This window comes from Shewanella sp. 4t3-1-2LB, from assembly GCF_017368415.1.
Classification (GTDB): Bacteria; Pseudomonadota; Gammaproteobacteria; order Enterobacterales; family Shewanellaceae; genus Shewanella; species Shewanella fodinae.
Genome location: NZ_JAFNJD010000006.1, coordinates 1 through 18,250, shown reverse-complemented (window position 1 = coordinate 18,250; position 18,250 = coordinate 1). Strand labels below are relative to the sequence as shown.

Here is an 18,250-nt window from a genome sequence, read left to right as displayed (position 1 = left end):
GCGCTGCTGGGTGAGCAGACAGCGCGCCGGCGAAAGCGTCAATAGCCGAAGGCCGGGCGCGTTCGAGGCAAGACGCCTGCACGTTGGACGGCTGCACCGGATGCTGGGCGACGTGCGGTGCGAATGCACCGGCACGACAAGTGCGGCGACACGGCAGCAGCCAGCGGAACGACATGCCCGATGGCACATCGGAGCGCAGCGAATCGGCGGTCATCATGGGCGTGTCTCCAGCCAGATCGGGCGCGCAACGCCGATCACGGCGAATGCGCTGACCGGGCCGAAATAGCGGCTGTCGAACGATGCTGGATTCGTCACGCTCAACAGGAACAGTTCGCCCGGTTCAAGGCGGCGGCAAAGCTGCAAGGACGGCAGCCCCCGCCCCAGCCGGTCGGCGGGCAGCATGGCGGCCGAAGGCACGCCGTCGATGCGTACCTTACCGGCGACGATGCAGACGTGTTGCGGCGCGACCGCGCCCACACGTTTGAGCAGCGGTACGCGCGTCGGCAGGTAGCCGCGCTGCGCAGCGAGCGCAGCGGCCTTGGCTGGCAACGGCACCAGCACGATGCTGTCCACGGACAAGGGACGTGACAGCGAGGCGGTGCGCGGGTCGAACGGGTCGATCCGATACCAGCCGACCGCTACGCTGTCGGACGGGTTGTAGGTCAGACGCGGCAGCGGCGACACGAAAGCCGCCCAGGCCAGCGCAGCGAAGCTGATGGCGGCCAGTGTCGCCAGCACTATGCGAGCACGCCGGCGTGAGCGAGGACACGGCGGTAAGGCGGGCGCGTTAGCCGTGGTGGTCGGGGCCCTCATGGCAGCACATTCCCGGCCAGCCAGGCGGTATGCCGCTCGGTGGTGTATTCGGGCAGCGCAAGGCGAGCCGCAAGACGGTTGCTCAGCGTGCGCCAGTACGCGGGCGACACGTCGATGGCGGCTATGCCCAGCGCCTCGATGCCGTCGATACGCTCCAGCACCGCGCGCACGTTGGCATCGCCTTCGGTGTTCAGCAGCAAGCGCGCGCCCGGCTGAACACCGGGGATGCGCTGCGCCGCGTCCAGCGGTGTGCAAGCCTGCATCACCATGAGTTGCCAGTGCACGGTGCCGTAATCGTTAGCCTGCCAGCGGATGCGGCAGAACATCGCGCTCGGCAGGAACACCGCGCAGCGCCGCCAGTCGTCCAGGCGCAGCGTGCGTGCGGGTTCGCCGAAGCGCAGGTAGAGCTTGAGGCGGTGTTCGAGATAGGCCAGCGAAACGCGCGTCAGCGGCACGTTGCCGGCCTGTCCGGCGAGTGCTACGGGATGCAGCGGCAGCGTAGCCGGTGCCGCGTTCGCGGCAGGCAAAGCGGATGCGGTCATGGTGTGTTCTCCGGTGGAAAATCCCGCTCCAGCAGACCGCGCAGCAGGTCGGCCACGGTCACGCCTCGCGTGAAGGCCGACACCTTGATGCGCGCCCGCATGGCGGGCGTGATGTCGAGGGTCAGGCGCGCGGTGTAAAGGTCGCCTTTGCCCAGCGCATCGGCGTCGCCCTGGCGAATCCACGACTCGGCGTGTGGATTCGCGGGCGGACGTGCGCCGATGCCGACGCGCTTACCGCGTGGTGGTTGCTTCGCTGTCATGTCGGCCACCGCAGCAGTTCGTCCACCAGGGCGCTGATTTCGCGGGCGGCGGCGCTGTCGGGTGCTGTCTCGCGTGCGAGACGTCCAGCGGCCACGCTGTCGGCGAACACGATGCGCTGACGCACTTCCGAGCGCAGCGCGGACAGCGGCTGTTCGGCCAGCGATTGCCGCGCCTCGCGCCCGATGATGGTGGTGCTGACACGCCGGTTGATGACGAAGGCCGCGCGCAGCGCAGGCCGGAACACCTGCGCCTCGCGGATCAGCGCCACCATCTCGGCGCTGGCCCAGAGGTCGTAGGGGCTGGGCTGCACGGGGATCAGCACGCGCTCCGCCGCCAGCAGCGCGGAGCGCGCCAGGGCGGCGATGCGTGGCGGGCCGTCGATGATGACGTGATCGGCCCGCCTGGCGAGTTCTGGCGCTTCCTGATGCAGCGTTTCGCGGGCAAGACCCACGGCGCTGAACAGCCGTGGTAAGCCTTGCTGGCTTCTGCGTTGCGTCCAGTCCAGCGATGAACCCTGCGGGTCGGCATCGAGTAGAACGACGTGCTGGCCGCGCAGCGCCAGTTCGCCGGCGATGTGTGTGGCGAGCGTGGTCTTGCCCACACCGCCTTTCTGGTTGAGCAGCGCGACGATCATGGCGTGGCCCTCCAGACTGGAAAGCCAGGCTCTGCCTGCTGTGCAAAACGCTGTTCGCCATGCCGTTTCGCGGTTGTCCACCGAAACGGCGCGCTTCTACTAAAAGTTATGTATTTCTTGTTAGGGAAGTTAGAGGGGCCACAAACCCTCGCCGTTATTGGCTTTCCGGCGTTTTCGTACTCCTGATAGCACGATAGGCGTACTCCCGATAGCACGATACCCGGTACTCCTGATAGCACGAGGCCGTTCACACCTTTTCCCCGAGTTATCCCCGTGCCGTGTGCAGCACGGGCCGGAACGTCAGTAGCTCCATTCCGTCGTCTGGCATCCGCTCGATGCCCAGGACGTAGCCTGGCAGCGACTGCCGCGCCACCAGGACGCGCAGGTCGTAGGCGAAGTCGGAGAAGCGCGCAGCGCTGCCCGACTTGCGGTGCAGGTGCCGGAAGTCGAATTGCCAGCCGCCAGGCTGCTTGCCGCCGTGCTTTCGCACCAAACGGTACAGCCAGCGTTCGATGCCGCCTTTCAAGCGGAAATAGGCCGGGTCGATGGTCAGCACTAGGGCAGCGTCCAGCACGCCGGCATAGAACCAGTCCGGCAGGATCAGTTCGATTCCCAGCGGCACGCCGCTGGCATCGGCCAGTTCCTTCCACTCGTTGATCCACGAGAAGCGATGTAATCGCCTTCCCGTGGTTTCGCGTATGGACGTGGCAACGGTGGTCGATTGCAGCCGGTCGAGCGCGGCTTTCAGTCGTTGATAGTCGTTGAGGGACGTGCCGCGCCCAATGAACCGCAGAATCTCGTAGGGCGTGGCGCGTATCCAGCGCGACGGGCGCAAGCCCGCGTCGCGCGCCTCTACGATTTGCGAGGCGGCCCATATCAACAGGTCGGCATCCCATATCGTTGCGATGCCGTGCTCCTGCGTCCCTTCCACTCGGATGGTGATGCCGCCGGCGCGGAAGTCGATCGGCGCGGTGCGCCGCGACTTGGCGAGCGAGAAGAACGGAAAGGCCATCAAGTCCTGGCTGTCGCGGGGTGCCATGTCGCCCGGCAGCGCGCGGAACAGGTCGAGCTGTTCGCGCGGCGGCAAGGCTTGCCCTTGCGGGCTGGACATGGGGACGGCCACCCACGCGCCAGCGATCAGCGGCCATCACGATAGTCGCCCGCGTGGCGTTCGGCGTATTCCGGGTCGGAGGTCGCCTCATAGCTGCGCTGGTCGGCCCAGGCATCGAGGTCGGACACCGCGTACATGACGCGACGACCGAACTTGCGGAACTTCGGGCCACCGCCGATCACGCGCTGTTTCTCCAGCGTACGCGGCGAAAGGCGCAGGTACTCGGCGGCTTCGTCGTTGGTCAGGTAGCGTTGGGGCTGCGCAGGCGCAGCGACAGCAGCGGCGGCAGGCCGCAAGGGAGCGGGTCGCATGGGATGTACCTCCATCAAGCCCGGCCACACCACGCGGCCGGTTAGAGGCACTTTCAAGAAAGCGAGGCTGCTTGCTAAGGGACGATCTACGGGGGACGCGAAACGTCCCCCCCTACTGCAACGGCGGCGGAAGCTGTGCCAGGCGGCGATAGCCGCCACGCATCAGCGCATCGCCACGACGTACCAGCCGCCGCACGCGGGCACGTAAGGCGCTGTCCTTGTGCCAGTCGGCGGCGACGGCATCGGCGCCGAACAGCCCTTCGGCCACTTCGCGCAATGACGCGCCCGCCAGGGTCGCGTCGAGCGTCTGCAAGGTGTGCAGTTCCAGCACCGCGGCCGTCGTGGGCCTGGAACGGGCCGCCGCCGCAGGCGTGGCAACCGTGGCCACGGCCAATGCGTCCAGCTCGGACGCGAGCGTGCGATAGCGCGCGCAGGGCGTGGCGCAGGCGCGGGTGGCGTAGAGGTAGGCCATGCCGTCTTCCAGGCCCGGCGCGAGCGCGAGCCGCAGGCAGCAGCCGGGCCAATGCGACACCAGCACCAGGCGCTTGCCGTCGTGGATCAGTTGCTTGCGGCCAGGGACGCGCCAGAACTCGAAGGCATGGGCTTCGGGTGGCGGGTCATCGTCCGGGTAAACCTGCACGACGGCATCGTGATCGGGAAACCAGGCCGGATGCGCGTCGCGCGCATCCAGGGCTGGGTCTTCCAGCAGGCGCAGGCCCCACGCCTGCGCCGTGTCCGGCCGGCGGCGGCGGCGCAGCCAGTCGCGGCGGTAGTCGGGATTTCGGCGCAGGTATTCCCACGCCAGCGCAGGGCCGTCAAGGTGCAGAACGTAGAGATAGGCCGCTGTCGGATACCAGTGTTCGGCGCTGCGATCAGTCATGGCGAAACCTCCCTCTGTTTGGGATGCGTCGCCACGATTTCCGCGATGCGGGAACTATCGAAATGCCATCAGGTCGTCATCAAAATTGGTTAGGCTGTAACTGTCGGTGTCAAGACCATTTGGCTCTGCGTGTTGCGGAAATCGTCTGAATGCGACGGCTACGCCTTCAGGAAAATGACGCGCAGCACCGAACACCGTGCCGCAGCCCGCGCCCAAGATCAGGACTGTTTTCAACAGGATCGCACCACTTCGGTGCAAGAATGCGGATTCAGACCTGCACGGTCTTGATCAAGATTGAAATAGTCACGATGCGCCCCGGCTGGCTAGGCCGCGCTGGTTTTCATCAGTCCGTGATCGCGCCGTTCTCCTGCGCCAGCCGGACGTACTCCGATAACGGGCGCACCGCCTGGAAATACCGATCCCGCCGCACCGGCAGCTTGCGCGGCCCGACGATGCCCGCCAGGTCGGACAGCTTGACCATCCCGAGCTCAGGCATACCGATACCGAGGTCGATCAGGCCGTAGGCCGTGTCGCCATCCGCCGGGTCGAGCGACACCAGCAGCCAGGTCACATGCGCGTCCGGGGTGAACAAGCGCACCACGGGCAGCGGGTCGAGCCGCTGACCAGCGGCGAGCGCCGCGCCGTGGGCCAGCAGCCGGGCGCGTTCATCAGCGGTGACAAGCGGCAGGGTCATGGGCAGCTTCTCCACGAAACCGACGATGCGCGAATGCGCTTTGGTGCCGAAGCGCAGAACTGCCGAAACGCATCCGTGCATTCGTGTGGAAGCACCGATGTGCAAGCCATCGCATCCGTAGAAGAACAGAAGCGCCGAAGCGGAATTGTCGGAAGCCGGAAAGACACGGATGCGATTCCCCGGTTCTGTCGGAATCCGCATCTGCGGATTTCCGTAAAAGCACGAAAGCGGGCCTTTCAGCCATGAATGAACACTATAGATTGTAGCCCTATAGGGCGCAATGGGCTGTCATCTTGGTTTTTATGGGGAAACCAAGTTAGTGACAGCGAAACACTCATTGGCAACGGCAATACGGACAGTCAGGAAGGCGCGAGGCTTGAGCCAGGAAGCGTTCTCCGACGTGTCCAGCCGCACCTATATGAGTACGCTGGAGCGCGACTTGAAAAGTCCGACCCTGCACAAGCTGACCGAGCTGTGCGAGGTCATGGAAGTGCATCCGCTGACGCTGTTGACGCTGGCCTACGCCGGCGACGACACGCACAAGGCCGACGAACTGCTGGCGCGGGTGCGCCAGGAGTTCGAGGCCGTGCTGAAAGAGCGCGACGCGCCCTAGCGCGTCTGAATGCCCGCAAGCGGAGCGCGCAGCGCCGCCAGGCGCGAAGGCGTGAGGGATTGAAGCCGAATGGACATGACGCCATTGGCGGCATGGGGCGCAGCCCGAAAGCCCGGCGGCGCAATGCGCCGACACGCCATGCTGTTCCTACTGCCACGGGCTTCGAGCCATTCGACCATCACCAATGCAATGCTGGCCTTGGACATGCGGGACATGGGGCAACTGCCGAAACCCTGTGCGTGCGATGCTGCGATCAGCAGCACCGCGCCCCGCCGCAATGGGCGGGGCGCGGTGGGCGGCCGTCAGGCCGCCTTGGGCTTGCTGCGCGACCAGATGAGGTCGTGCGTGTCATTCTCGCCTTCGATCAGGCGGGCATAGACCGTCGCCGGGAATGAAGGATCGTCGATGGCCACCGACAGGTAATCCCGCCCGGCCTCGCTGGTTTTCTTCCACGCCGCGCCGAAGTCGTGGCCGGCCGCTTGCAGGCGGAAGTCCGGGGCGCTTTCGTTCTCGCCCTTGTCGTTGGGAACCAGCTTGACCTTGAAGTTGAGGGTCAGGGTGCGGAGCTGGCCGGTGAAGCCGTCTTTCTCTGCGGTGAAGGTGCCGATGTTAGCCATGATGATTTCTCCTTTCGGGTTGAACAAGGTCGCGCCAGTGCGTCCTTGTTGTGATCCGTCCGGCGGGGGATGGGCTGGCCGCACCGCGCAGCGGTCGCAACACCGTGGAGAACCTGGAAGCGAAAAGAATTTGTCCCGCGAGGAATGCGCGCAGCGCAGGGGGAATTGTTTTCGCTGGAAGGTTGCGGCCATGAAGCCCAGCCACCGCCAGGATTCACAACAACACAAGGACGTACTGGCCGCCCGCTCCCGAATGGAGGCATGGCCGACTCGGCATCCCCGCGCGACGGCTTCACCGGCCTGCGCCCTGACACGGGCAAGGACAATGCCCAGCGACAAGGTGAAAGCGTCCCTACTGCTGCTTGCGGCCCTTTGCGTGAGGCGTGGCGTGGAAGCTCCATTGCAAGGCCGGGCGGCGTGTCGGTGAACCGTCCTTCGTGACGTACAGGCGACGAACCGCCAGCGTCGAGGACGGCACGCTTTCGTGCAACCTGCGGCAGCAAGCCGGGGCGTAGCCCCACACGCCCGTCCATTGCGGTGGGGCGCGTTCGGAATGTCGTCGGCGCTGTGCGCCGACGCACTTATGGGCTTCGAGGGTTTCCCGCGCACAAGGTCACTTGTGCGCCGCCCCTTCGCCGTCCGCCCGAAGGCGGCGAAGGGGCGTTCTGGCTTTGGGCTTGGAAACCGGGCGCGGCCACCGCCGCGCCCGGATTTTTGACCATCGGCACCAGGGCGGAACGGCCTGGGGCCGATGCTGATGGAACAGCGAAGCGCCCCGGCCGAAACCGGGGCGCTCGGTGGTGGTGAAGGTCAGGCGGCGAGTGCGTGGGCCTGCTGCTCGTCGTCGTTGTCGATGGCTTCCGGCTCGTCGTTCGTCACCGCCTGCGGCGCATCCTGCGCCGTGGTGTCGTCGGTGCCTTCGGCCTTGAAGATGGCAGGCATCCAGCCGGTGCCATCGGCCAGCCGCTCGGCTTCGCTGGCAATGTCGGCCTTCTTCAACTTCGCCAGCCGGGTGACGTGCGCCGGGGCGTACTGCTCCACGGCTTCCAGAATCGCGGCCTTCGGCACATGCCGGAAATAACCCTCATTGGTGGGCTTCCACCATGCGGCCATGTCCAAGCCGACAGCCTGCGCCAGTTCCGCGCCCGGTTGCTGCGGCGTGGCGCGGGGTGTCACCACGTCCACCGTGACGGCCACGGATATCGCCAGCAGCCGCACCAGTTCATCTTGCGACTTCGCTAGCAGCACGGCGAACAGTTCGGCGCTGTCCTCCGGCAAGCCTTCGCCTGCTACCTGCTGCAACTCGCGCAGCGCCACGGCGGCGGGCGAATCCGGTATATCCGGGGCGATGCCTTCCAGCCGGTCTTGCGCTTTCAGGCTCACGCCCAGCGGCAAGTCGTGGCCGTAGTGGCTGCCCTGCAAGACGGTCTGCACCATGCCATGCACCAGCGCGGCCAGCGCCACTTGCGGATGCCGGGCGACTTCGATTTGCAGCGCGGCGGTGCGGTGGGCGCTCAACCGCTGCGCCAGCTTGTCGGACATGGCGGCGGTCTTGGGCTGCTCGTCGTCCTCGCCTTCGTCGTCGTTCCCGGCTTCGCTTTCGCTGCCGAAACCTTGGCGCAGGCGTTCCAGTGTGCGCAGCGCCTTGGCCTCGGCCTCGCGCATCAACCCGCGATGAATCACTGCCTGCCCGTTGCGGTCGATGGTGACGATGGCACCGGCTGCGGCCTTCACGGTCGTGCCGTAGTCCTGCAAGCCATCTTCCAGCGCCTGCAACTGCTCGCCCACGGCTTCGCCTTCTTCCTGCAAGGCATCGGCCTTTTCCTCGTCTTCGGTATCAAGCGCGTCATCCACGGCGGCGGCCAGTTCGTGCATCTTGGTTTGCAGCTTCTCGATGCGCTGCGCTTCGCGCTTGTTCGGTTCGCGGCGCTCCCTCGGCGCACGCTGGAAGGCGTGCAGGTCGGCATGGGTCACGGCGGGGGTGGCATCCACCCACGCCCAGCCTTCGTCCTTCACCTCGGCGGCGATACCTGCCAGCTTGTCTTGCGCCAGCCGTTCCAGCAGCGCGGCATCGGTCAGATACACGCCCGCGTCACCTTCCGCGAACAGGTCACGGCGCACACCACCGCCTGCGGCTCCGTAGGTATCCAGCCCCACGAAACGCACCAGCGGATGCCGGTATGCGTCAATCTCGCGCTCGGTGAGGCGGTCGCGCAATTGGGAAGGGTTGCGCTGCCACGTCGGCGCGTCGTAGAACGCGGTTTCCTGCGCGGCGTGGTCGTCGGTGATGGCAAGGGCCATCAACTGATCGAGCGTCACGGCTTCGGCGCGGTAGTCGGCCAGCAGCCGGGGCGAGACGTTCGCCAGCTTCAAGCGGCGCTGCACCACCAGCGGCGTGACGCTGAAATCGGCGGCTATGTCCTCGATGGGTCGGCCTTCGGCCACCAGCGCGGCGAATGCCTCGAACTGGTCGGCGGGGTGCATGGCTTCGCGCTGCACGTTCTCGGTGAGGCTGGCCGTGCGGGCGGTGCCATCGGCCACCAACAGGCAAGGCACTTCCCATTCCTTGCTGATGCGGCGCTTCTTCGCCAGCAGCTTCAACGCGGCCAGCCTGCGGCCACCGGCCACGACTTCGTAATGCTCGCCATCGGCGGCGGCAATGACGATGAGGTTTTGCAGCAGGCCGACACGCTGAATGCTCGCGGCGAGTTCGGGAATGGACATGCGCGGGGTCTTGCGCACGTTGCGGCCAGCAGGACGCGACACCAGCCGCGACAGCGGAACCAAAATCAGGTTCTTGGTCGGGTCGGCGGCTTCCAGCGGGATAGCGGCGGCGGTGTTGAGGGCGCGGGCTTCGGTTTGGGTAATGGCGTTCATGGTGATAACTCCTATCGGTTCAGGGATGCAGCAGCGAAGAAAGCGGCAAGGGCTGCTGCCTGCCCCTGCCGCGTGGGGAATCAGGCCTTCAACTGGCGCAGGCCATCGGCCAACATCCAGAGGGCGCGATTGAGGCGCACATCGGAATCAATGCCCTGCACGGGGCGGGTCTGCTGGCGGCGTCCGTTGGCGCTGCGGCCATGCAATCCGCCTTTGGTCAGGTTTTCTTGGGTGCGGTTGAACACGCTCCACAAGTCCGGGCGGCGGTCGTCGAACCGGCGCGGCATCAGGATTTGGCTTTCCGTGATGGGCGCGGGCTTGTTATCGGTGGGGTCGTACTTGAGGGCCAGCGCGGAACGGGCGAACACTTCGGCTTCGCCTTCGTCCAGCGTGATAGCGCGCATCAGGTCGCGGGATTCCTTCACGCGTTCGAAGCCGCTCAACACCTCGAAAGCGCCTTCGATGACAGAACCGGCCACGTCGCCCTTGTGCGGCACGCGCACATCGGCCACGGTATCGCCGCACACAAGGCCATTGCTGCAAACGAACCGGAACATTCCGGCCAGCATCTGATAGCTGCTGGTGCCGTCGTGCGAGTTCAGCAGCACGATTTCATTGGCTTCCGCGCCGTTGATCTGACTGGCATGGCGCAGGCGAATCATGTGTTTGGTGTAGTCGCGGCGGTCGTCGTGCCGCACGCGGGTTTGCGCTGCCATGAAGGGTTCAAACCCTTCCTTGCGCAGTTCCGCCAGCACGGCGGCGGTGGGAATGTAGGCGTACCGTTCGGAGCGGCTATCGTGCGGGGCCTCCGCGAAGATGGACGGGGCTACGCGGCGGATTTGGTCGTCGGACAGCGGGTAGTCACTGCGCAGCGTCGGGGAATGGGAAGCGAATCGAGATGCGAGTTGCATGGTTTTCTCCAATGAGTTGCTGTGGTTTCAAAGCTGACCGGATTCCAAGATTCGGAGCCCGTTGTGGCTTCGGTTGGTTCGGCGCAGAGACCTGGGCCGGTCCTGTTTGCCGCCGTCTTTCCTGAGTTCATCGCCCGCGAAAAACCGGGCCAGCGAGGGACTGGCCGTCAAGGGAGAAGCGCAGGGTTGGTGCGGCCCGCAGCGCAGCGAGGACTCGGCCCTGCGCGCCTTGACGGCCAGGCACCGCGGGCTACGGTCGCGGGAAAAAGCGATGAACTTGGGGAAAGACGAACAGCGGCCAATGGGCCAGGGGGTGCGCTGAAACCAACGCCGCGCGGCGAGCGCCCCTGCGTGCCAGCGGCACGCCTAGCTGGATGGCTGTTGGTCGATCAGGTGCAACCTGTTCGGTGCATGCGAGGGGCGCCAAGCAAGGCGCGGCGGGGATGGGCTGTCCAGCCGATCCCCTGGAGGGCAAGCGCCGCGCGCAGGCCAGGAGCGAAGAGACGGCCGGAGGCATCAGGGATCAAAGCCGCATGGCCGCGACTCGGCACGAGGCGCGGGGCAACGCCCGCGAGCCCGACGGCGGCACGCCGGGATGCTCTACTGTTCACAACAAAATGTAAGTGACGCAATAGTACTTATGAGCCACAATGTAGCTACATCTATTGTGAGCGCAACAATGGCAAGTAACGACGTCGTTCGTGCCCGGATTGACGGGCAGATTAAAGAAGCCGCAACTGTTGTTCTGGCTGAAATGGGGTTATCAATTTCGGATGCGATTCGGATGCTGCTGACCCGAATCGCGGCAGATAAGGCACTCCCCTTTGACATCAATCGTGTGTCGTCCGATTCTGATCGGAAGGCACCATAAGGTTGCGCTGAGGCAAGGCCCGCAAATCGTTTCTCTGAACAGTAGGGATCAAGAATAGTTCATGGCATCTATCAGACCTTCAGCATTCAATCAACGTGAGCGTTTGGACGGCGGCCCCTTCCTTGTCATTGAAGCAGCCGAACCGGAAGAGGAAGGCATTAACGTTTTCTTCACTGATATTCCCGCAGCGGAGCGCAAGCCGGATTCGCCAATAGCGAGACTGCTCAATGTGTGTCCAGACAGATTGACCATTTGGCCTCTTAATATTCGAGAAGATCGCGACGATTACCTGCAACCTAAATACGGCACCCTTGAACGCATCGTCGTCGCTCGGCCTGTTATCGAGCCCTACATACTGCCAGAGACTACTGACGATGTCGTTGGGCTTCTTGAGCAGTTGCCGGATGGGTTTGCCAAAGATTTTCGATTCGGTTTGGGGCTTCTGTGGGAATATCGGCAAATTTGCGAAACAGCCGCCAGCTTAGAAAACGTAAGCATACTCATTGTCCACAAAGGAAATGACGCGAAAATTGATTCGCCATTCTTTATTCTCGGAATAAGAAGATTTCATGAATTAAGAAAAGAATTAAATCGCATAGCCTCTCGCCACCAGAGAGACGCGCGCAAGGACAAGCAATTTCATGTCTACCAGACCTTATTACATGCTGCCGATTCAGCACAATTTCCCGCTCTAAAGAAGAGCGTAAGACCTGATGCACTAACGGAAATGACCGATGGTGGGCGGCAGCATGTGACGCTTTCCAAGCGTGATCGGCGCGCCGCTGTTCGCATGGTTCAAGACAATATAGAAGCACTGGCGGAATCTGAGCCGCGCTCGCTGCTGGCATTAAAGAATGATATTGAGCTCATCACACTGAATCAACTGATTGAGCGATACCAGGAAATGCTTGGAAAAGGACTGACGGAAAGCAAGTGGCAAAGCTTCTTTCTGGAAAATCCTTTCATACTTAGTCTTGCATTTGCCGTTCCAGCCATGCTGGTTCAGGGGCAAGCTTATGCAGGTGGCAAGCGACTTAACGGGTCCGGCGGAAAATTTTCAGATTTTCTATACGCATCCGCTTCCACGGGCAATCTTGGCCTCATTGAGATAAAAAAGCCGCAAACCGAACTGCTAGGAAAATCTCCCTATCGTGGAGATGATGTTTTTGGCCCATCGACAGAATTGGGTGGAGCGATTGCTCAAATTCTAGATCAGCGTTTCAAATTGCAGAGTGAACTACCCGTCATAAAAAATAACATGAACCGATACGACCTCCACAGCTATGCGGTTCGCTGCATAGTTGTCGCTGGCATGACGCCACAAGAGCATCAGCAAAGAAAGTCATTCGAGCTCGTTCGAAATGCGTTCGCAGAGATCGTGATCGTGACTTTCGATGAACTACTTGCAAGGCTAACCGAGATTAAAAATGCGCTCCAACCGATTCCTACCTTAGACACGGTGCCGTTCTAAAACCAACTGACAGTTGGCCATTCCGTAGTTGGGATCAATGGCTGCAGTGTTCAACCAATCCATCGGCCGATCGGCATGTGGATTTCAACAACAAGATTGAATCAAATGCATATATCCAAGCTCAGCCTGGTCAACTACCGGAACTTTCCCAACACGAAGCTGCTGTTCCAGAAGGGTATCAACACTGTCATCGGCGAAAATGGATCTGGCAAAACCAATCTCTTTCGCGCAATCAGATTGCTGCTTGATGACAACATGATTCGCTCTGCCTACCGGCTGGAGCATACCGACTTTCATCGCGGCCTAGGGCGCTGGCAGGGACATTGGATCATCATCAGTCTTGAGTTTGAGGAAATCTCTGCGGATGAATCAGTGCAGGCGCTCTTCCGACATGGGACGGGCGTAATTGAGGAAGAGGCGAACGGCAAGGCCACTTACAACCTGATCTTTCGTCCGAAGAAGGAAATCAGGCTGCGACTTTCTCAATTGAACGATGGTGATCAGGCAGGCCTCGACGCTATCCTGAACCCGGTCACCATCGACGACTATGAAACGATTTTCACAGGTCGGAGTGAAGCCGACTTCAACGACGAGGCCTTCTATAAGGATGTGGTCGGCGACTTCGCGAATGTTCGATTCAATGAAGAGGTTGAATTTCGTGTTATCGGCGCGAAGATTCCGAACGTGCTGTCCGTCTCCAAAGAAATTTCGTTCACTTTCGTCCAGGCGCTACGGGACGTCGTCTCCGAATTTCACAACAACCGGACAAATCCGCTCTTTTCGCTTCTGAAGGGCAAGAGCGGCGATATCGACCCCGTGGCGTTCCAGGCTATCACCGACGGGGTAAAGGCATTGAATGACTCCATCGAAGCGTTGCCAGACGTGCAGGTCGTCCGGACGGATATCAGAGACACCATCAAGGATGCGGCGGGTGAGGCGTATTCGCCGTCTTCTCTTTCTATCAAGTCGGATCTGCCAGACGAAGCTGACAAGTTGTTCCAGTCGCTCAAGCTGTTCGTTGGCGAATCGGGGGAGAGCCACGAAGGACCGATCCACGAGCTGAGCCTTGGTGGAGCAAACCTGATATTCCTCACGTTGAAACTGCTTGAATTCAAGTATCAAAAGGCTAAACAGTCGATCGCCAACTTTCTGCTTATCGAAGAGCCGGAAGCTCACATTCACACACATATCCAGAAAACACTGTTCGACAAGCTCAAATACGACGACACACAGATCATTTATTCGACCCATTCGACGCACATCTCTGAGGTCAGCAATGTTCAGAACGTGAACATCCTCGGCAGAGAAGGTGATCGTTGCGAGGCATACCAGCCTGCAATTGGCCTAAACCCAGAAGAGATCGGCAACATTCAACGCTACCTGGATGCTGTCCGTAGCAACTTGTTGTTTGCCAAGAGCGTCCTCTTAGTGGAGGGCGATGCAGAAGAAATTCTCGTTCCGATCCTGATCAAGAACGTGCTAGGCGTCAGCCTTGATGAACTCGGCATCAGTTTAATTAATATCCGCAGCACTGGATTTCAGAACGTCGCGGTTCTTTTCGATGATGCCCGAATCCGGAAGCGGTGCAGCATCGTCACCGACCTTGACAAGTCCATCATTGACACAACGCCGGCGGCGGGAGACTCCGAAGGGCTGCTCCGGCGCAAGGGCAAGTATCAGGCATCCCAGGAAAAAGGGGTCGCCAGGAAAGCGTTATTGGAAGACACCTTCAAAGATAACGGGTGGGTTTCTCCATTCTTTGCCCCCCATACCTTCGAGGTCGACTTCATTGCCGCCGGCAATGCGCGTAAGGTGGTCGGCATCCTTCCTGATGTCTACAAGGATGCACCAACCATCGCGACGGCCAAGGCGGAGCTCGAATCAGCGGACATCGCGTTGTTCGGTCAGCGCGCATTGACCATGGCGGACAACTACGGCAAGGGATGGTTTGCCATCTTGCTGGGAAAGAAGATCGATCCGCAGACCGCCATTCCGAAGTACATCTTGGACGCCATCGCTTTTGCGCATCCGGTGGTCACTAAGGAAGTCTGGTTTAACGTGCTGAGCTACCGCGTGAACTACATCGATGCAGAAGATATCTTCACTGCGTCTGCCGTATTCGACGACTTTAGGGCCAAGCTGCTGGCCTTCCGAAATGGAGACATCGACTTCGTCGGCATCCGAAACGAGATGCTTGCCACGTTCCCAGATGATCGCATCAACGATGTACTCGCGGTGTTCTGATCATGTTCATGTGGAACAAAGATGATCTGAATCCCGAGCAGGAAGCAGCCATTCTGAAGCCAGGGAGCGTCTTTCTCATCGCTTGCCCGGGCAGCGGGAAAACGCGCACGCTCACCTACAAAATCGCCTATGAGTTGTCCAGGCTGAAATCGAACAAGCAGTTTGTCGTTGCCATCACTTATACGCACCGTGCCGCCGACGAAATCCACGAGCGCATTGAGAGCCTTGGGGTGGATACATCCCGATTATGGATAGGAACGATACATTCGTTCTGTCTTGAATGGATATTGAAACCGTACGGCATCTATCACGAAGCGTTGGATCGAGGCTTCCGTGTGATCGATCAGCATGAGCGCGAGAAAATCCTGGAGGCATTGTGCAAGCCTTACCAGAAGCCAAAAATAACATTCTGGGATTGTGAGTTTTATTACACCGAAACTGGATATGTGCTCTCCTGCCCACAAGATTGGAAGCATTCGGGTCTTCACGTCATATTGGGCAAGTATTTTGAGATTCTGCACGAAAGTCGGCAGCTAGACTTTGAGCTCATTCTTTACTATGCGTACCAACTGATCGCACGTCATCCTGCGATCAGCACTCTTCTGGCACAGTTGTTCTCTTTCGTGCTGATCGACGAGTATCAGGACACCAAACGAATTCAGTATTCGATCATCACCGCCATTCTGAAAGCTGGTCAAGGTGCGACCAAGGCCTTTATTGTCGGAGATCCTAACCAGGCGATTTATCAATCGCTTGGCGGATATCCGATTGCCTTCGAGGATTTCAAGGCGATGGCCAATATCGATTTGGACGAACTCGAACTGTCGCGGAACTACCGTTCTTCTGAGCGCATCATTGAGTACTTCGGAAACTACAACGTTCACAACACACGCATCGAAGCCGCATCCGAGGACAAGGCGTACCCAAGCCTTATTTCATTCGACGACACAGTGAGCAAAAATGATCTGGACGCTGAGCTCATCCGGCTCATCCGTTTCAACATTGAGACTATGGGCATCTCACCTCACGAGGTGTGCATTCTCGCGCCACAGTGGACGCATCTTGCAAGCATGACACGTCGTTTGGTCGCCAGCATGCCGGAGTACTCATTCGATGGCCCCGGTATGGTTCCCTTTGCACGGGACACAGAGAATTTCTGGTACAGGCTTTCTAAGATTGCACTTACTCAGGCATCGCCGGGAATGTATGTGCGCAGACTGCGGTGGGCCGGGGAGATTCTGAATGACCTAGAGGCGGCCGGGGCTAGCGTGTCGAAGCTCACGCGGAGGTCCTTGTTGAGGGAGTGCAATGCAATTAAGATCGATGAAACAGATGGTCTTACCTACTTGAGCGCATTTTTCGAGCGTCTGTTTGCAAACTTAGCAATCGACTTTCGCCTTTTCACGCTGCTTCAAGAGCATCACGTTGCCTTCTTCGATAGTTCGCAAGCCCGGGTAAATCGATTGAAGAGTGAAGGTAGCGAATTTATAGGCGATATTGAGACATTCAGGAAGGTATTTCAGCATAGGACTGGAATCACCATCTCGACGATACACGGCGTCAAGGGAGCCGAGTTCGATGCAGTGATCGCTTATGCATTATTAGAAGATATGGTGCCGCATTTCAATGATCCGAACGGTCAAGAAAGCGCGATGAAATTGCTGTATGTCATTGGTTCGCGGGCAAGGAAGAACCTGCACCTTGTTTCGGAACGAGGTCGAGTTCGCCAGTATTCTGGCGAAGAGTATCAAGTAACTCGCAAGCTTGCCTCATGCAGTTTTGGATACGATCAAATTCCATAGAAATCACGAGTAGCGCAACCGCGCTCTCTATGGGATGCCCTACAGCTTTGTTTAGCGTTTGGCTGAATCATCTGCGCGCGGCTCGCTCTGCATGCCCTGCTGTCGCCAGCTCAACATGCAAGCGGAGCGCGCAGGCCCGGATCACAGTGTCGGGCCGTGGAGGGCTGGCGAATGCCAGTCCCGTCAGGGATGAGCGAATAGCGAACGTGGAGCAGCGCGATCCACAAAGTGGAGACGCTCAAGGTTCCGTCGCTTACTATTTGGACTACGGCGAGTTGAGTAAAAAATATGAAAAATATCTTTGAAGAAATCAATGAATTTTCTTCGGAAAAAATCGCGTTATTCAGCTTTGGGAAATTTTGCTACGTCTTTCTTAATAAAGACCCGATCTTTGTCAAGAAATTGCTTCCCCTCATCCAAACCTCTCTGGCAAATGAGAGCTTTCAGGCAGACGTAATGCGTGCTTATACGGAGGGCTGCATGAATGAAAAGGCGGCCATTCTGAAAGAATTTGAAGCCAAACGCGACCATCCAAACGCAGCCAAGTTTTATGGGCCACAGCTTGATCTAGTGGACAAGCGATTGGCTATAAAGACAATCCAGCATTTAATGGACTACTTAAATAATTATCTCAACGAGTATCCGGGATCGCTAGAAATTCTCAACAATTCCTACAAGCATATCCATGACGAAGATGGTGTTTCGTACATAAAAGAAAATTACGCAAATTATCGCATTGGCTGCATTTTTTATTCCAAGCACCAATCAATCATGGGGAGGGCTGAGATGCTGGAGCTAAAATATTCCAAGGTAGTTGAACGTGAGTACGAGAAAATTGGAATTGACATAAGAAAGGAAGATGCTCAGTTCTCTAAATATAGTCTTGTCAGCCTGAACGAGAATATTCAGATATTCAACGACAAGGATAGTCAGACAATACGCGATGAACGCATAGGGCGACACTTCTGGATAAAAGTTCCGAGGAAGCTGCTTACCTCTATCGAGGAACTCATTGAAAAAGGAATGCTGTCCGAAATAGCATTCAGGATTGATTACGTCTCCGATTATGTCCCTGCAATGGAGGAGATGGAGTTTGGCGCTCCGTTGCGATTGAAAATATCTTCCCTTCCTAGATTGTCAAAGTTCTACTCCACCGATAAATATGAGAACAATCTATGGATTCACCATGACGCAGAGAAGCTAAGTTTGACTTTTGAAGAATTGATGGAGGACTTTGAGGTGGCAGGCGACCAGGGTCGGAGCACACTTTGAGCAATTTCTAACCAAAGAACACTTTTTCACGGTAGTCATCGCTCCAGCTAGCTTGTTTTAGTTTGTTCCGCTGGCTCGGTGAGCCGCAATCACACTGCCGCAGTATGTTCATCACGAAACGTCGGAACAGTGCTAGGTTTTCGACAGCACCTTCGAGTGCTATCCGTGACTCATCTTCTTTAAATACAACATCTAGCACATAATGCTGACTGTTCTCAATCCGCCAGTGCTGGCGGATGTAGTGCCCAAGCAGTTTGTGGCGTGGGGACAACGAACTCACATAGTAACGGGTGTCTATCGTTGTTTTCCGACCCTCTGTACGATGT

At 59.3% G+C, this 18,250-nt stretch carries 18 protein-coding genes; 6 read left to right on the top strand and 12 right to left on the bottom strand.

All coding sequences use genetic code 11. The features are described from left to right. Positions 1-213: 213 nt before the first annotated feature. The 8 genes from J3L11_RS03900 to J3L11_RS03865 all read right to left on the bottom strand — a co-directional run bounded on the left by J3L11_RS03900 (position 214) and on the right by J3L11_RS03865 (position 5,246). Positions 214-813: a S26 family signal peptidase gene (locus J3L11_RS03900; RefSeq protein ID WP_207570159.1), complete on the bottom strand. Its 600-nt coding sequence runs from the start codon at positions 811-813 to the stop codon at positions 214-216. After that, on the bottom strand, positions 810-1,355 hold the full coding sequence (locus J3L11_RS03895; RefSeq protein ID WP_207570156.1) for a DUF2840 domain-containing protein: 546 nt from the start codon (positions 1,353-1,355) through the stop codon (positions 810-812). Before J3L11_RS03895 ends, J3L11_RS03900 begins: the two co-directional genes overlap by 4 nt. After that, the gene (locus J3L11_RS03890) at positions 1,352-1,615 is read right to left on the bottom strand and encodes a chromosome partitioning protein ParB (RefSeq protein WP_207570154.1); all 264 of its coding nucleotides are present in this window, start codon (positions 1,613-1,615) and stop codon (positions 1,352-1,354) included. Before J3L11_RS03890 ends, J3L11_RS03895 begins: the two co-directional genes overlap by 4 nt. Continuing rightward, positions 1,612-2,250 carry a ParA family partition ATPase gene (gene parA / locus J3L11_RS03885; RefSeq protein ID WP_207570152.1) on the bottom strand — a complete coding sequence of 213 codons (639 nt, stop codon included), beginning with the start codon at positions 2,248-2,250 and terminating at the stop codon, positions 1,612-1,614. Before parA ends, J3L11_RS03890 begins: the two co-directional genes overlap by 4 nt. 265 nt (positions 2,251-2,515) lie before the next feature. After that, on the bottom strand, positions 2,516-3,361 hold the full coding sequence (locus tag J3L11_RS03880; protein WP_207570150.1) for a replication initiator protein A: 846 nt from the start codon (positions 3,359-3,361) through the stop codon (positions 2,516-2,518). 26 nt (positions 3,362-3,387) lie between these two features. Further along, the gene (locus J3L11_RS03875; RefSeq protein ID WP_004883058.1) at positions 3,388-3,672 is read right to left on the bottom strand and encodes a helix-turn-helix domain-containing protein; all 285 of its coding nucleotides are present in this window, start codon (positions 3,670-3,672) and stop codon (positions 3,388-3,390) included. Positions 3,673-3,784: 112 nt separating this feature from the next. Beyond that, complete coding sequence (locus J3L11_RS03870) at positions 3,785-4,552, bottom strand: DUF2285 domain-containing protein (protein WP_004883055.1); 768 nt, start codon at positions 4,550-4,552, stop codon at positions 3,785-3,787. A 343-nt stretch (positions 4,553-4,895) separates the two neighbouring features. Continuing rightward, positions 4,896-5,246 (bottom strand): DUF2958 domain-containing protein, encoded by a 351-nt coding sequence (locus tag J3L11_RS03865; protein WP_028699139.1) that lies wholly within the window; start codon positions 5,244-5,246, stop codon positions 4,896-4,898. A gap of 319 nt (positions 5,247-5,565) precedes the next feature. Here J3L11_RS03865 and J3L11_RS03860 point away from each other — a divergent pair, with 319 nt between their 5' ends. After that, positions 5,566-5,859, top strand: coding sequence for a helix-turn-helix transcriptional regulator (locus J3L11_RS03860; RefSeq protein WP_064717570.1), 294 nt, complete (start codon positions 5,566-5,568; stop codon positions 5,857-5,859). Between the two features lie 302 nt (positions 5,860-6,161). On the opposite strand, the gene J3L11_RS03855 is transcribed toward J3L11_RS03860, so the two are convergent. From J3L11_RS03855 to J3L11_RS03845, 3 genes are all read right to left on the bottom strand, one after another. Next, positions 6,162-6,476: a DUF736 domain-containing protein gene (locus tag J3L11_RS03855; protein ID WP_004883051.1), complete on the bottom strand. Its 315-nt coding sequence runs from the start codon at positions 6,474-6,476 to the stop codon at positions 6,162-6,164. Positions 6,477-7,286: 810 nt separating this feature from the next. Then, the gene (locus J3L11_RS03850; protein WP_004883050.1) at positions 7,287-9,353 is read right to left on the bottom strand and encodes a ParB/RepB/Spo0J family partition protein; all 2,067 of its coding nucleotides are present in this window, start codon (positions 9,351-9,353) and stop codon (positions 7,287-7,289) included. Positions 9,354-9,433: 80 nt separating this feature from the next. Then, positions 9,434-10,264 carry a DUF932 domain-containing protein gene (locus tag J3L11_RS03845; RefSeq protein ID WP_004883049.1) on the bottom strand — a complete coding sequence of 277 codons (831 nt, stop codon included), beginning with the start codon at positions 10,262-10,264 and terminating at the stop codon, positions 9,434-9,436. A gap of 679 nt (positions 10,265-10,943) precedes the next feature. Between J3L11_RS03845 and J3L11_RS03840 the strand changes: the two genes are divergently transcribed. The 5 genes from J3L11_RS03840 (at position 10,944) to J3L11_RS03820 (ending at position 17,924) form a co-directional block, all read left to right on the top strand. Further along, positions 10,944-11,135 carry a type II toxin-antitoxin system RelB/DinJ family antitoxin gene (locus J3L11_RS03840; RefSeq protein ID WP_004883046.1) on the top strand — a complete coding sequence of 64 codons (192 nt, stop codon included), beginning with the start codon at positions 10,944-10,946 and terminating at the stop codon, positions 11,133-11,135. 61 nt (positions 11,136-11,196) lie between these two features. Beyond that, positions 11,197-12,606 (top strand): Shedu immune nuclease family protein, encoded by a 1,410-nt coding sequence (locus J3L11_RS03835; RefSeq protein ID WP_004883043.1) that lies wholly within the window; start codon positions 11,197-11,199, stop codon positions 12,604-12,606. A gap of 105 nt (positions 12,607-12,711) precedes the next feature. Continuing rightward, positions 12,712-14,850 (top strand): AAA family ATPase, encoded by a 2,139-nt coding sequence (locus J3L11_RS03830; RefSeq protein ID WP_004883041.1) that lies wholly within the window; start codon positions 12,712-12,714, stop codon positions 14,848-14,850. 8 nt (positions 14,851-14,858) lie between these two features. Then, on the top strand, positions 14,859-16,652 hold the full coding sequence (locus J3L11_RS03825) for an ATP-dependent helicase (RefSeq protein ID WP_207570148.1): 1,794 nt from the start codon (positions 14,859-14,861) through the stop codon (positions 16,650-16,652). Positions 16,653-16,940: 288 nt separating this feature from the next. Beyond that, positions 16,941-17,924, top strand: a complete 984-nt coding sequence (locus tag J3L11_RS03820) for a hypothetical protein (RefSeq protein ID WP_207570146.1) — start codon at positions 16,941-16,943, stop codon at positions 17,922-17,924. 7 nt (positions 17,925-17,931) lie between these two features. Here the strand turns inward: J3L11_RS03820 and J3L11_RS03815 are convergent. Next, positions 17,932-18,250 (bottom strand): ISAs1 family transposase (locus tag J3L11_RS03815; protein WP_207570145.1); only part of this gene is annotated, 319 nt, incomplete at its 5' end.

What these genes read in the sequence shown, in the direction of transcription:
- J3L11_RS03820 (WP_207570146.1), top strand. Translation starts at nt 16,941, where the DNA reads ATGAAAAATATCTTTGAAGAAATCAATGAATTTTCTTCGGAAAAAATC.
- J3L11_RS03835 (WP_004883043.1), top strand. Translation starts at nt 11,197, where the DNA reads ATGGCATCTATCAGACCTTCAGCATTCAATCAACGTGAGCGTTTGGAC.
- J3L11_RS03840 (WP_004883046.1), top strand. Translation starts at nt 10,944, where the DNA reads ATGGCAAGTAACGACGTCGTTCGTGCCCGGATTGACGGGCAGATTAAA.
- J3L11_RS03850 (WP_004883050.1), bottom strand. Translation starts at nt 9,353, where the DNA reads ATGAACGCCATTACCCAAACCGAAGCCCGCGCCCTCAACACCGCCGCC.
- J3L11_RS03895 (WP_207570156.1), bottom strand. Translation starts at nt 1,355, where the DNA reads ATGACCGCATCCGCTTTGCCTGCCGCGAACGCGGCACCGGCTACGCTG.
- J3L11_RS03825 (WP_207570148.1), top strand. Translation starts at nt 14,859, where the DNA reads ATGTGGAACAAAGATGATCTGAATCCCGAGCAGGAAGCAGCCATTCTG.
- J3L11_RS03865 (WP_028699139.1), bottom strand. Translation starts at nt 5,246, where the DNA reads ATGACCCTGCCGCTTGTCACCGCTGATGAACGCGCCCGGCTGCTGGCC.
- J3L11_RS03845 (WP_004883049.1), bottom strand. Translation starts at nt 10,264, where the DNA reads ATGCAACTCGCATCTCGATTCGCTTCCCATTCCCCGACGCTGCGCAGT.
- J3L11_RS03830 (WP_004883041.1), top strand. Translation starts at nt 12,712, where the DNA reads ATGCATATATCCAAGCTCAGCCTGGTCAACTACCGGAACTTTCCCAAC.
- J3L11_RS03900 (WP_207570159.1), bottom strand. Translation starts at nt 813, where the DNA reads ATGAGGGCCCCGACCACCACGGCTAACGCGCCCGCCTTACCGCCGTGT.
- J3L11_RS03870 (WP_004883055.1), bottom strand. Translation starts at nt 4,552, where the DNA reads ATGACTGATCGCAGCGCCGAACACTGGTATCCGACAGCGGCCTATCTC.
- J3L11_RS03880 (WP_207570150.1), bottom strand. Translation starts at nt 3,361, where the DNA reads ATGTCCAGCCCGCAAGGGCAAGCCTTGCCGCCGCGCGAACAGCTCGAC.
- J3L11_RS03875 (WP_004883058.1), bottom strand. Translation starts at nt 3,672, where the DNA reads ATGCGACCCGCTCCCTTGCGGCCTGCCGCCGCTGCTGTCGCTGCGCCT.
- parA (WP_207570152.1), bottom strand. Translation starts at nt 2,250, where the DNA reads ATGATCGTCGCGCTGCTCAACCAGAAAGGCGGTGTGGGCAAGACCACG.
- J3L11_RS03890 (WP_207570154.1), bottom strand. Translation starts at nt 1,615, where the DNA reads ATGACAGCGAAGCAACCACCACGCGGTAAGCGCGTCGGCATCGGCGCA.
- J3L11_RS03855 (WP_004883051.1), bottom strand. Translation starts at nt 6,476, where the DNA reads ATGGCTAACATCGGCACCTTCACCGCAGAGAAAGACGGCTTCACCGGC.